The sequence below is a fragment of the Cytobacillus oceanisediminis 2691 genome (assembly GCF_000294775.2).
In the GTDB taxonomy this organism is placed as follows: domain Bacteria; phylum Bacillota; class Bacilli; order Bacillales; family Cytobacillaceae; genus Cytobacillus; species Cytobacillus pseudoceanisediminis.
Genome location: NZ_CP015506.1, coordinates 2035109 through 2047183 on the forward strand (window position 1 = coordinate 2035109; position 12075 = coordinate 2047183).

The window sequence follows — 12075 nt, forward strand, 5'->3', positions numbered from 1 at the left end:
GGAGGGAAATTGATGACGGTAGCAATAATAATATTGGCTGTATTGTTTTTATTAATGATTCTGGGTGTGCCAATTGCAATATCTTTAATTATAGCTTCCATTTCCGGATTTATATCAAGCATATATTATATTCCTCTTGAAGTGGTTCCACAGCGTTTGATTACATCAGTTGATTCCTTTCCGCTGCTGGCAATTCCATTCTTCATGCTTACAGGGGAATTTATGATGTCAGGAAGCATGGGGAAAAGAATAGCAGCATTTGCTTTTGCTGCTGTGGGCTGGGTAAGGGCAGGTCTTGCACAGGTTTCAACCTTAACAAGTATGTTTTTTGCAGGGATATCCGGTTCAGGTGCTGCAGATACAGCTGCTGTAGGTAAAATGATGATACCGATGATGGAGTCAAAGGGATATGATAAAGGGTTTGCAGCTGCCACTGTTGCAAGTGCAGGAACAATAGCTGTGGTTATACCTCCATCCATTCCCATGATTGTATACGGTGTAACCGCAGGAGTATCCATAGGAGACCTGTTCACAGCAGGCATCATACCCGGGATATTAATAGGCTTGTCTTTAATGATGTTAAATTACTGGTTAACCAGGAAAAACAATTATTCTGAAGAAAAAAGGACATTCGAATTCACAACATTCCGGAAAACTTTATATGAAGGGATATTGGCTTTGCTCTTGCCGTTAATCATTATTTTCGGCATCAGGGGAGGGATCTTTACTCCTACTGAAGCCGGTGCAGTAGCAGCTGCATATGCTTTTATCATTAATAAGTTTGTTTATAAAGATATGGATTGGAAGGATATACCCGAAGCGTTTATAAACGCAGGAAAAATGTCTGCGATGGTTGTCTTTATTATAGCCGGGGCAAATTTATTCGGATGGTTATTAACGGCTGAACAAATTCCGCAGCAGCTTGCACAGCTTGTCATGAACGCAACAGAAAATAAATATTTGATACTATTTATCTTCAATATTATTTTCTTTATTGCAGGGTGCTTCCTGAACGCATCAGCAGCGATTACAATCCTAACGCCATTGCTTCTCCCGATTGCTCTCGGAGCAGGCATTGACCCGGTTTTCTTTGGATTAATCATGGTTGTTAACTTATCAATCGGTTTAATTACACCTCCAGTTGGATTGGATTTGTTTATAGTGAAGGGAATAGCTGAAGTTTCCTATGATAAATTAATAAAGGCTGTAATTCCTTTTATTGCTGTAATGGTTTTTGATTTATTTATTATTACTTATTTCCCTGCTATATCAATGTTTTTAACAACCCTATAAATATTTAAAAGCATCGGCTAGCCGATGCTTTTACTTGTTCCCAGCCTCTTAACCGGAAGCTTCCAATTATATGTGTAAGATAAAACCCGTAAAGCTGTAATAATAATGAACAAAGTGTAAAGTTCAAATGGTGCTGAGGCGATTCCGAGTCCGACTCCAAAACCGCAAAGGATAGCCCAGACCGCATAGATTTCAGACCGCAATACAAGCGGTTTTCTTCTTGCAAGAAGGTCACGGATGATGCCCCCTCCGCTTCCAGTCAATACAGCAGCCACAATTACGGCGCTTAAAGGATGGTTCATTTCCGTTGCGTACAGTGCTCCTTGGATGGCAAAGGCGGATAACCCGATTGCGTCAGTGAAATTGCCCCATCTTTGCCAGTGTTTGAGCAGGTTGTTCGGGAACAGCATTACTGCTGTGATGGATAAAAGGGCAATCTGAAAAAATAAACCCTGTTCCCAAAGGGCAGAGACAGGAACACCGATTAGCAGGTTTCGGATCGCTCCGCCGCCAAAAGCGGTGACAATCCCAAGGATATATACACCTAAAATATCATATTCTTCTTCCATCGCCACAATTGCACCGCTGACAGCGAAAGCAACAGTGCCGATCATACTTAAAACTTCCCATGTCATATGCCATTTCTCCTCTTGATGCAGATCTATAAATCTATTTAAGTTTAAGTTATTTAAAAACGTAAATTCTTTCCAAACAATATGATTTTAACACGGAAAAAAAGAAATACAACCATTTTTTTTATCATTTCAAATGGACGGTGCAAAGGCCTGTGATTAGCGGTAAAAATTAGTATTTGAATATGATTTTTGTTATGATGTTATCAATTAAAATAAGCATATGAAAGAGGGATGCTGGTTGGAACGTAAGCCAGATTATGAAAAAGTCATTCTTGTCGGCTGCCATACTGATGAAGATGACCAGCGGTTTGAATATTCAATGGAAGAATTGGAATCGCTGACTGAAACGGCAAACGGAAAAGTTTTAGCTTCGATTACTCAAAAAAGGGAACGAGTTCATCCGTCTACATATATAGGAAAGGGGAAAGTGGAGGAACTGGCTGCACTTCAGGAAGAAATGGAAGCAGATATTATCATTTTTAACGATGAGCTCTCACCAAGCCAGGTGCGCAACTTATCAGCAGATTTGGATGCCAGGATCATTGACCGCACACAGCTGATTTTAGATATCTTTGCGCAGAGGGCGCGCTCTAAAGAAGGGAAGCTGCAGGTCGAATTGGCACAGCTGCAGTATATGCTGCCGCGCCTGTCAGGCCAGGGTGTTCAGCTTTCAAGACTTGGAGCGGGAATCGGCACAAGGGGACCAGGTGAGTCCAAGCTTGAATCAGATCGCAGGCATATCCGCCGCCGTATTGATGATATTAAAACCCAGCTTTCCGTCATTGTGCAGCACCGTGACAGGTATCGTGAACGAAGGAAGAAAAACAAAGCATTTCAAATTGCACTTGTCGGCTACACAAATGCAGGTAAATCCACCATTTTTAACAGGCTATCTGAGGCGGAATCCTATGAAGAGAACCAGTTGTTTGCCACACTTGATCCGATGACCCGCAAACTGATTTTGCCAAGCGGATTTATTACACTTGTGACAGACACGGTCGGTTTTATTCAGGATTTGCCGACTACTCTTATTGCAGCCTTCCGTTCCACTCTGGAAGAAGTTAATGAAGCAGATCTTCTTCTTCATGTGGTCGATATGTCCAATCCGGATTATTACCAGCATGAGCAGACAGTCAATAAACTGATAGAAGATTTGGAAAATGATAAAATACCGCAGCTGACGGTATATAATAAAAGAGATTTAAAGCATCCTGATTTTGTCCCGACTGCCAGAACAGAAACGATTCAGATCAGTGCCTTTGAAGAAGATGACCGCAATGAGCTGAAACGGAAAATCGAGCAGATGATTCTGGGAATGATGAAGCATTACCATGTAGAGGTGCCGTCAACAGAAGGAAAGCTGCTGTCGCAGCTCAAGAACGAAACCATCCTGCGGGAATTGACTTTCAACGAAGACAAAGAACTTTATGTTTGCAAGGGCTATTACCTCGAAGACCATCAGATTTCAGGGCCTTTAATGAAATATACCGTATAGTTAGGAGAACATCATGTTTCAACAGTTATCACAAGGGGAAAAGCTCCAGCCGATTGTAAAAGAAGTGGAGCAGCAAATTTCAGAGGTATTAAAGAGCATTGATGAGCGGATTGATGAGAATCAATTCCGTGTTTTAAAGAGCTTTCAAAATTTCAAAGTCAGCGATTCGCATTTCAATCCTTCAACCGGCTATGGTTATGATGATATCGGCCGGGATACGCTTGAGGGAATATATGCAGAAGTTTTCGGCGGGGAAGCAGGATTGGTCCGCCCGCAGATAATATCAGGCACGCATGCCATTTCCATTGCACTCTTTGGCGTACTGCGGCCAGGTGATGAATTGCTGTATATCACCGGCAAGCCATATGACACACTGGAAGAAATTGTTGGGATTCGGGGAACAGGTAACGGTTCGCTGAGAGAGTTCGGCATTGGATACAATAGCATCCCGCTGAACGAAGATGGAAGCATCGACTATCCTGCCGTTGAAAAAGCAATCAGGCCGAACACGAAAATGATTGGTATCCAGCGTTCCAAAGGATATGCGACAAGACCTTCTTTTTCAATTGAACAAATTGAAGAAATGATCCAGTTTGTAAAAGAAGTTAAGCCGGATACGATTGTGTTTGTTGACAATTGCTATGGTGAGTTTGTTGAAGACCGTGAGCCTTGCCATGTTGGGGCAGACTTGATGGCCGGGTCGCTCATCAAGAACCCTGGCGGCGGGATTGCAAAGACGGGCGGTTATATTGTCGGGAAGAAGGAATGGGTGGAAGCCTGCTCCTACCGAATGACTTCACCGGGAATTGGTGCAGAAGCGGGTGCGTCCCTTTACAGCCTTCAGGAAATGTATCAGGGCTTTTTCCTGGCTCCCCATGTTGTCGGCCAGGCGCTGAAAGGGGCTGTTTTTACAGCAGCGCTTCTTGAACGGCTTGGCATGAACTCCAACCCAAAGTGGGACAGTAATAGAACTGATTTAATCCAATCTGTTCAATTTGATGATAAAGAAAAAATGGTGGCGTTTTGCCAGGCAATTCAATTTGCATCTCCTGTTAATTCACATGTAACTGCCTATCCTGCTTATATGCCTGGATATGAAGACGATGTAATCATGGCAGCTGGGACTTTTATTCAGGGTGCAAGCATTGAACTGACCGCTGATGGTCCTATCAGGCCGCCTTATGTTGCTTATGTTCAGGGCGGGCTGACTTATTCACATGTGAAAATGGCTGTATGCATCGCGCTGGACCAATTGCTGGAAAAAGGTTTAGTCCAAATAAATTAGGTGAATATTAAAAAGGACAGCTACATAGTTAGTTGTCCTTTTCTGTTGCTTTACAGAGAATTATATGAAAATATGAAAGGCAAAAATTTTTTGAAAAAATCATGTTATAAAAGCTAACATATAGTTGACAGATTATCTGACATTACATATAATAATCTCAAGAAGTAATTGAAAAGGGGGAGAAATAGTTGACTGGAAGCGAAATTCGACGTTCCATGCCGCTTTTCCCGATTGGTACTGTCATGCAGCTGACTGACCTGACCGCCAGGCAGATTCGCTACTATGAAGAGCACCAATTAATTTCTCCAGCTAGAACTGACGGAAATAGAAGGCTTTTTTCCTTAAACGACATCGATGTCCTTTTGGAAATCAAAGATTTGATTGATCAAGGCGTGAACATGGCTGGGATCAAGCAGCTATTTTTCGTGAAAGAACAGCAAGCGATAACCGAAAACTTGAATAAGCAGGCAGAAAAAGCGAGACGCGATCTATCAGATGAAGAAATCCGGAAACTTCTTCGCAAGGAAATTGTGCAGGCAGGCCGGTTTAATCGCTCATCATTGAGGCAAGGCAACATGCACCGCTTTTTCCATTAAAAACGCCGTTTTTAAGCTCGTTGATATTGTCTTGGATTTCTGAGAGAAACATTAACAGAGCAAAAAATAAATCACTCATGTAATTTTTTAAGGGAGGAACTACCAGTGGCAAAGTTTACTAAAGAAGACATTAAGCGTATTGCAGAAGAGGAAAATGTAAAATTCGTCCGTTTACAGTTTACGGATATTCTTGGAACAATCAAGAACGTAGAAATTCCGATCAGCCAGCTTGAAAAAGCGCTTGATAACAAAATGATGTTTGACGGATCTTCAATCGAAGGTTTCGTGCGTATTGAAGAATCAGACATGAATCTATATCCAGACCTTGATACATGGGTGGTATTCCCTTGGACAGCAGAAAAAGGAAAAGTTGCACGTCTGATCTGTGATATTTACAATCCGGATGGAACTCCATTCCTTGGCGATCCGCGCAGCAACTTAAAACGTATTTTGGCAGAGATGGAAGAGTTAGGATACTCTGATTTCAACTTAGGGCCTGAGCCGGAATTCTTCCTATTCAAGCTTGACCAGGCTGGAGAGCCAACTCTTGAACTGAACGATAATGGCGGATACTTCGATCTTGCGCCAACTGACCTTGGTGAAAACTGCCGCCGCGATATCGTGCTTGAGCTTGAAGAAATGGGCTTTGAAATTGAAGCTTCCCACCATGAGGTTGCACCTGGACAGCACGAAATCGACTTCAAATATGCGGATGCATTAACAGCTTGTGACCAGATCCAGACATTCAAGCTTGTTGTTAAAACAATTGCCCGCAAGCACGGCCTGCACGCGACATTCATGCCAAAACCGCTGTTCGGTGTTAACGGATCAGGTATGCACTGTAATGTTTCATTATTTAAGGATGGCAAAAATGCATTCTTCAACGAAACAAGCGATCTTCAATTAAGTGAAGATGCTCGCCACTTTATCGCAGGCATCATTAACCATGCGACAGCATTTACTGCTGTAACAAACCCAATCGTTAACTCTTATAAGCGCTTGGTTCCTGGTTATGAAGCACCTTGCTATGTTGCATGGTCTGCTCAAAACCGTTCACCGCTTATCCGTATCCCGGCTTCACGCGGTGTAAGCACACGTGTTGAAGTTCGCAGCGTTGACCCTGCTGCTAACCCATACCTTGCTATGGCTGTACTTCTAAAAGCTGGTCTTGACGGAATCAAGAACAAATTGACTCCACCGGCACCTGTAGACCGCAACATCTATGTAATGAACAAGCAGGAACGTGAAGAAGAAGGCATCAAGGATCTTCCGGCTACATTGGCTGCTGCCCTTGATGAGCTTAAGAAGGATGAAGTCATCGTATCCGCACTAGGCGACCATATCTTTGAACACTTCATTGAAGCGAAAGAAATTGAGTGGGATATGTTCCGTACGCAAGTGCATCCATGGGAGCGCGAGCAGTACCTGAGCATGTACTAATAAGTAAACCCCTTGACACCATAGGTGTTGAGGGGTTTTTGTTTTCGGGTAAATTATTTAAAAAATTACCACAAGAACCTTAGTTCATAGTAAGAAAAAAAATACAACAATCAAGCCAATCGATGTAATTCCGTAACCTTTTTTAATTCTATAATCGGTTCCAGGAATCTTAGTTATTAAGTAATAAATTGGAATTACAAGTAATATGGGAAGAAAAACCCTTGCATTAGCTGAGAGGTTTTCAAATCTTGAAATTATCATACCAATAATCAAAAGAGGAATAAAAGTTAGCAAATAGGCAAGTGACACTCTTATCACACCTTTTTTCTGAATTATACCAAATTTCCAAAATTAAGGGCATCAATTATTAAAGTAACATGGATTCCTAAAATGATGTAAAAAGAAACCAAATTTATACCTTCCTAAAAATAATCGTAAATTTCAGGCAACATTATGAGTAGTTTTATAACAGTGTGGAATGGAAGAAGCTACGAGTAGTAATCAAGAAGCGTGACAACTATGAATGCCAGGAATGTAAACGGAAGGGGCGCTTAAGCATTGAAACAAATGAATACAGTGAGAGTGGTAAGGGTAGGAAGATCCAGTTGCTTGTTCACCATATCAAGGAGCTCGAGCTTCATCCAGACTTAGCGTTTGGTGAAGATAACATGGATACTGTTTGTGTCGATTGCCATAACAAATAACATGGCCCAGACTTCAAAAATATGAAGCCAAACAAATGGCAGCATGATTTTAAGTATCGATTTTTTAAATTATGTGAACAAATAGTATTAAATAATTCCAATGAAAGGTGACTTAAATGAATCTTGAAAGATGGATTATATTGGGGGTATTAATACTAAGTATCATGTGCCTCAAGCTGCTAGTGCCGCGAGACAAGGTTAGAGAAGCGTGGGTTATCTTTTTATTTCTGCAGGTCATTACATGGCCAGCCGGTTTAATAGCAGTAGAAATGGGTTGGATTGAATATCCGATTCAATTGTACCCTAAGGCAAATTTATATAATAGGACTAGTTTTTCCTTTGAGTTCTTCCTATTCCCGGTAGTCGCCATTATTTTTAGTTTGTATTTTCCAAGGAAGAAAAAAGGGTTTGGCTCACTATTGTATTATGTTTTCTTTGCTGGATTTTTTACCTTCTTAGAGGCTGTATTAGAATCTAAAACCAAACTGGTTGAGTACCACGAATGGAAATGGTATTGGACACTAGTAACAGTAATGATTTCTCTATATATAAATGATAAATTTTATCGATGGTTTTCTAAAAGATTAATTTTGGTGGACTTAAAATGACCAGAGAAGTCCTGATTTTAGTATGTTCGTGGATTTTATCATTGTACTTGTTGTTAAGATACATCCCAACCGAAAGTAAAAGGTTATCTTGGATAACCTTTATACTTGTTCAAGCAATAGCATGGATACATGAATATATACAATTGGTATTTGGATTAGTTGAGTTTCCTTATAGAGAATTTAATAAAGCGACAAATATGAGCTTTTCATTGCATTATATTGTTTATCCCACAATTGCGGTGTTTTTTATACTTTTTTATCCAAAAGAAAAAGGGACAAGAAGAACATTTTTGTACTACTTACTATTTTCAATGGGGATAACAACTTACTCCTATCTTCTCGAAAAATTTAGTTCATTGTATCACTATATTCACTGGAACTGGTTCTTTGGATTAATTACCAACATGATTCTTCTTTATGTTGTAAAGATATATATATTTTGGTTTAAAAAAGGTCTGGTGTAACGAGTTGAAATATCTAGGTTCCCCCCAAGAAATATTAAGAGTAAGGATTCTGTGTTAGATGACTAATTTAACCAAGGCAGAGGGCGTAAATTAAGAATAAGAATTAAGAGCTCAGGCGATAAAGGCGTGGCAACAAATCATTTACTTAAAATAAACGCCAGTACAGTGCCCCATATGAAAATCACTAAATAGTATAACCTTTGCAATAGACCGGCGTGCATAGGGATGAAAATTATTAACATATAGAGTGTGACTATGACTAGTAATGTAACTAAACAGTATTGAGTCCAGCGTTTTCCAATTTCTAAAGATTTTGCGTATAGCCAAAGACCGGGCAAAACAGTTATCATGTCAAGTTGAGCTGCTATTGAATGCCAAAATAGATTTATATCTGCTGGTATAAAGCCAGTCACAATATTCCCTAAAGCTAAGATAAGAATAAATATGGTTGCTAGCCGGTTTAGTCCTGTTTTCAAGGGTTTGTGAAAGATATAAAACACCAATGCTGCACTTATATAAAAAAATCGACTGGGCCTATACTTATTCCTTTTTTATCTTAGTTTCACTATACTTAATTGCCCATTGGTTCAGCAGAAGGAGCAGTTTTGAAAAAATAGTTAAAGAGTAAAAAAAATGGGATTTCCAACGGCAAGGATTAGTATTTATGTTTCGTACGCAAGTACATCCCTTGGAGCAACGAACACTACATGAGCAATTACTTTAAAAATTCGAAAACACTCTGTTTGCATGAGCAGGGGGTTTTTACATAGCTCAAATACAAAAACCCCGTTTCTAAGTGAACGAGGTTTTAACTAATTTGTATTTCCCTGCATCTCTCTATTCTTTATGTCTGATCTTTAGGAAATCGAGACATGTCAGCAGTGCATCTCCTCCAAATCCTGCAATCACCGCAAGGAGCACTACCTTTAAGGCAGAGTCAGGATCTGAAGATACGACCAAAAAAACAGCCGCTAAAGCCCCCATGATTACTTCTTCAAAGACCCCCAGATAGATGAATTTTTTTGTCCTTCTGGGTTTGACCATTTTGCCTTCTTTCCGAATATGTCCAACGACACCGACCAGCCCACCAATCAACAAAGCGAAGGTAATGTTCAAAAACATTTTTTCTTCACACTCCTAAAGTCGAGATTTTGGACAAGCGACCTTAGGTTGATTCTCGGTGTATTACCATTATATAGAAAGTGGCTATAAAATAATATGCATAAAAATACCGAATTTTCTGAATAATAAAATAGTCATACATGACTGTAACTTAGTACCAACAGAAAAGGTATCAGTTACTTTCGTATGATTTCGCTAATAGCATCAGGTAATAGGAACTGATAACCTTCTTAAAATTGGAAAAAATAAAAAGCAGGCAGTGGCTGCCTGCTTTTTATCATTCTATTAATGCATATGGCGGTATACACCTATAACTTTGCCAAGGATGGAAACATTTCGAAGGATGATAGGTTCCATTGTAGAGTTTTCCGGCTGAAGCCGGATATAGTCTTTTTCTTTAAAGAATCTTTTGACAGTTGCTTCATCTTCCTCTGTCATGGCAACCACGATATCTCCATTATTAGCAGTGCTCTGCTGTTTGACGATGACATAGTCGCCATCAAGGATTCCGGCTTCAATCATACTTTCCCCCATGATTTCAAGCATGAATACATGCTCATCAGCTGGTGCCATTCTTTCTGGAAGCGGGAAGTATTCTTCAACATTTTCAATGGCTGTTATCGGCTGCCCTGCAGTTACTTTACCGACGATCGGAACATTGACTGCACTGACCTTAGGGATGTGAGAAGACTCGTCCAGATCTAAAATTTCAATGGCGCGCGGTTTAGTAGGATCTCTGCGGATCAGCCCTTTGCTTTCAAGACGGGCGAGATGGCCGTGAACTGTTGAGCTTGAAGCCAGGCCGACTGCTTCCCCGATTTCCCTTACAGAAGGCGGATAGCCTCTCAATTTAACTTCCTCCTTAATAAACTCTAATATATCTTGCTGCCTTTTTGATAATTTCACCATCTTTACGCACCTCGTATGTTTTTGTTGTCTCAATTATAGCATCAATTACCATATGATACAAACATAAGTTCGAATTTTTATTGACACAAAACAAATGTTCGGTCTATAATAAAAACATCAAATGCGAACATACATTCTTTTAGAGGTGGTATATCATGCTGAAAAAATTGTGGAAATCATATTCTTATGCTATTATTCTCTTCGTTTTAAGCCTGACAGCATCGTTTATTATGCTCATTCAGATAGAGACACCTGATACGGAAAAGTTTGTGAAAGTCACTGTTGCAGAAGGTGACTCTTTATGGGAAATTGCTGAGAGTTTTTCGGCTGAACATTCGCTGTCTACAGATCAATTTATTAATTGGGTCGAACAAAATAATGAGATAGCGGCAGGCAGGATTTTTCCGGGCGATGAAATTGTTATTCCAGTAAAAGCACTGGATGACGAGCCTTATAAAGAGCTTGCCAGTTCAGACCTTTACGAATAAGGAGAAGTTATGAAAGCAATTATTTACTGCAGGGTTAGTACAACAAAGGATACTCAGGAAACGTCCCTTTCAAGACAGGAAGAAGAGCTGGTGAATCTGGCGAAAAAGCATGGTTTTGAAGTAGTCAAGGTGATACGCGAACAGGCCAGTGGATATGACCTTGAAAGAGACGGTATATTGGAGCTTTTAGACTTAATTAAAGAAAAGGATATCAAGGTTGTCCTCATTCAGGATGAAACCAGGCTGGGGCGGGGTAATGCAAAGATAGCGATACTCCATTGCATCCTAAAGGAAGAAGTTCAGCTGTACAGCATTTCGAATAACGGCCAGCTCGAGCTTTCGGAATCAGATTCGATGGTGCTGAACATTGTTGGGATGGTAGAAGAATATCAGAGAAAGCTTCATAACATCAAAATTAGACGCGGCATGCAGCGGGCTGTTGATAAGGGATACCGCCCCGAGAAGAACTTAAGCAATCAGGGAGCAAATGGCGGCAGGGAAAGAATAGAGGTGCCGATAGAGGAAATTGTCCGGCTAAGGAAAAACGAGTTAACATTTGCAGAGATTGCTGCAACACTCAGAGGCTTTGGCTATAATATCTCAAAAGCAACAGTCCACAGAAGGTATAAAGAGTATATGGAATCACTTGCTGAATAGAGCACTTTTCTTGTCAAAAGTGTTCTTTTTTAGTATGATGGCAGTTGAGTTTCAGTATTGTTCCATATCTGAAGCTATTGTATAATAAAAACTTCTATCAGAATATCCAAAGGTAAACTTTTGATATAAAGGAGCTTTAATATATGCTGCCAAAACAAAAACTTGCCCGAATTAATGAACTGGCAAAGAAGGCAAAGGAATCAGGTTTAACAGAAGCAGAAGCAAAAGAACAGACTTCTCTCCGCAAAGAGTATTTGGAGACTTTTCGCTCTGGCATGCTGAACACGCTTAAAGGTGTTACAATCGTTGACCCGAAAGGAAATGACGTAACTCCGAAAAAGCTAAAAGAGTTCCAAAATAAAAACCGCCTTCACTAATA

General features: G+C 40.2%; 14 protein-coding genes. 11 read left to right on the forward strand and 3 right to left on the reverse strand.

Annotation, left to right across the window (positions count from 1 at the left end; genetic code table 11):
- Positions 1–12 precede the first annotated feature (12 nt).
- Positions 13–1293 (forward strand): TRAP transporter large permease, encoded by a 1281-nt coding sequence (locus tag A361_RS10300; protein WP_019381825.1) that lies wholly within the window; start codon positions 13–15, stop codon positions 1291–1293.
- 17 nt (positions 1294–1310) lie between these two features.
- Here A361_RS10300 and A361_RS10305 read toward each other — a convergent pair whose 3' ends face one another.
- Positions 1311–1928, reverse strand: coding sequence for a trimeric intracellular cation channel family protein (locus A361_RS10305; RefSeq protein ID WP_009330572.1), 618 nt, complete (start codon positions 1926–1928; stop codon positions 1311–1313).
- A 238-nt stretch (positions 1929–2166) separates the two neighbouring features.
- Here A361_RS10305 and hflX point away from each other — a divergent pair, with 238 nt between their 5' ends.
- The 7 genes from hflX to A361_RS10340 all read left to right on the forward strand — a co-directional run bounded on the left by hflX (position 2167) and on the right by A361_RS10340 (position 8520).
- A complete protein-coding gene (gene hflX / locus A361_RS10310; RefSeq protein ID WP_019381826.1) occupies positions 2167–3423 on the forward strand; it encodes a GTPase HflX in 1257 nt (418 codons plus the stop codon).
- Between the two features lie 13 nt (positions 3424–3436).
- Positions 3437–4708 (forward strand): aminotransferase class I/II-fold pyridoxal phosphate-dependent enzyme, encoded by a 1272-nt coding sequence (locus A361_RS10315; RefSeq protein WP_019381827.1) that lies wholly within the window; start codon positions 3437–3439, stop codon positions 4706–4708.
- A 188-nt stretch (positions 4709–4896) separates the two neighbouring features.
- Positions 4897–5304 (forward strand): MerR family transcriptional regulator, encoded by a 408-nt coding sequence (locus tag A361_RS10320; RefSeq protein ID WP_009330569.1) that lies wholly within the window; start codon positions 4897–4899, stop codon positions 5302–5304.
- Positions 5305–5409: 105 nt separating this feature from the next.
- Positions 5410–6744, forward strand: a complete 1335-nt coding sequence (gene glnA / locus A361_RS10325) for a type I glutamate--ammonia ligase (protein WP_009330568.1) — start codon at positions 5410–5412, stop codon at positions 6742–6744.
- A gap of 473 nt (positions 6745–7217) precedes the next feature.
- Positions 7218–7448: an HNH endonuclease gene (locus A361_RS29355; RefSeq protein WP_019381829.1), complete on the forward strand. Its 231-nt coding sequence runs from the start codon at positions 7218–7220 to the stop codon at positions 7446–7448.
- Between the two features lie 116 nt (positions 7449–7564).
- Complete coding sequence (locus A361_RS10335) at positions 7565–8056, forward strand: CBO0543 family protein (protein ID WP_009330567.1); 492 nt, start codon at positions 7565–7567, stop codon at positions 8054–8056.
- On the forward strand, positions 8053–8520 hold the full coding sequence (locus A361_RS10340) for a CBO0543 family protein (RefSeq protein ID WP_019381830.1): 468 nt from the start codon (positions 8053–8055) through the stop codon (positions 8518–8520). Before A361_RS10335 ends, A361_RS10340 begins: the two co-directional genes overlap by 4 nt.
- 837 nt (positions 8521–9357) lie before the next feature.
- Here A361_RS10340 and A361_RS10350 read toward each other — a convergent pair.
- Together A361_RS10350 and lexA are read right to left on the reverse strand one after the other, a co-directional pair.
- Positions 9358–9642, reverse strand: a complete 285-nt coding sequence (locus A361_RS10350) for a DUF4257 domain-containing protein (protein ID WP_009330566.1) — start codon at positions 9640–9642, stop codon at positions 9358–9360.
- 285 nt (positions 9643–9927) lie between these two features.
- Positions 9928–10551 carry a transcriptional repressor LexA gene (lexA, locus tag A361_RS10355; RefSeq protein ID WP_009330565.1) on the reverse strand — a complete coding sequence of 208 codons (624 nt, stop codon included), beginning with the start codon at positions 10549–10551 and terminating at the stop codon, positions 9928–9930.
- Positions 10552–10706: 155 nt separating this feature from the next.
- Here lexA and yneA point away from each other — a divergent pair, with 155 nt between their 5' ends.
- The 3 genes from yneA (at position 10707) to A361_RS10370 (ending at position 12073) form a co-directional block, all read left to right on the forward strand.
- A complete protein-coding gene (gene yneA / locus A361_RS10360) occupies positions 10707–11039 on the forward strand; it encodes a cell division suppressor protein YneA (RefSeq protein WP_009330564.1) in 333 nt (110 codons plus the stop codon).
- 9 nt (positions 11040–11048) lie between these two features.
- The gene (locus tag A361_RS10365) at positions 11049–11696 is read left to right on the forward strand and encodes a YneB family resolvase-like protein (protein WP_009330563.1); all 648 of its coding nucleotides are present in this window, start codon (positions 11049–11051) and stop codon (positions 11694–11696) included.
- A gap of 143 nt (positions 11697–11839) precedes the next feature.
- Entirely contained in the window at positions 11840–12073 is a 234-nt protein-coding gene (locus A361_RS10370; protein ID WP_009330562.1) for a DUF896 domain-containing protein, read from the forward strand.
- Positions 12074–12075: the final 2 nt, after the last annotated feature.

Coding starts and splice junctions, on each gene's coding strand:
- A361_RS10300 (WP_019381825.1), top strand. CDS start 13: ATGACGGTAGCAATAATAATATTGGCTGTATTGTTTTTATTAATGATT.
- A361_RS10305 (WP_009330572.1), bottom strand. CDS start 1,928: ATGACATGGGAAGTTTTAAGTATGATCGGCACTGTTGCTTTCGCTGTC.
- A361_RS10315 (WP_019381827.1), top strand. CDS start 3,437: ATGTTTCAACAGTTATCACAAGGGGAAAAGCTCCAGCCGATTGTAAAA.
- A361_RS10335 (WP_009330567.1), top strand. CDS start 7,565: ATGAATCTTGAAAGATGGATTATATTGGGGGTATTAATACTAAGTATC.
- A361_RS10340 (WP_019381830.1), top strand. CDS start 8,053: ATGACCAGAGAAGTCCTGATTTTAGTATGTTCGTGGATTTTATCATTG.
- A361_RS10350 (WP_009330566.1), bottom strand. CDS start 9,642: ATGTTTTTGAACATTACCTTCGCTTTGTTGATTGGTGGGCTGGTCGGT.
- lexA (WP_009330565.1), bottom strand. CDS start 10,551: ATGGTGAAATTATCAAAAAGGCAGCAAGATATATTAGAGTTTATTAAG.
- yneA (WP_009330564.1), top strand. CDS start 10,707: ATGCTGAAAAAATTGTGGAAATCATATTCTTATGCTATTATTCTCTTC.
- A361_RS10365 (WP_009330563.1), top strand. CDS start 11,049: ATGAAAGCAATTATTTACTGCAGGGTTAGTACAACAAAGGATACTCAG.
- A361_RS10370 (WP_009330562.1), top strand. CDS start 11,840: ATGCTGCCAAAACAAAAACTTGCCCGAATTAATGAACTGGCAAAGAAG.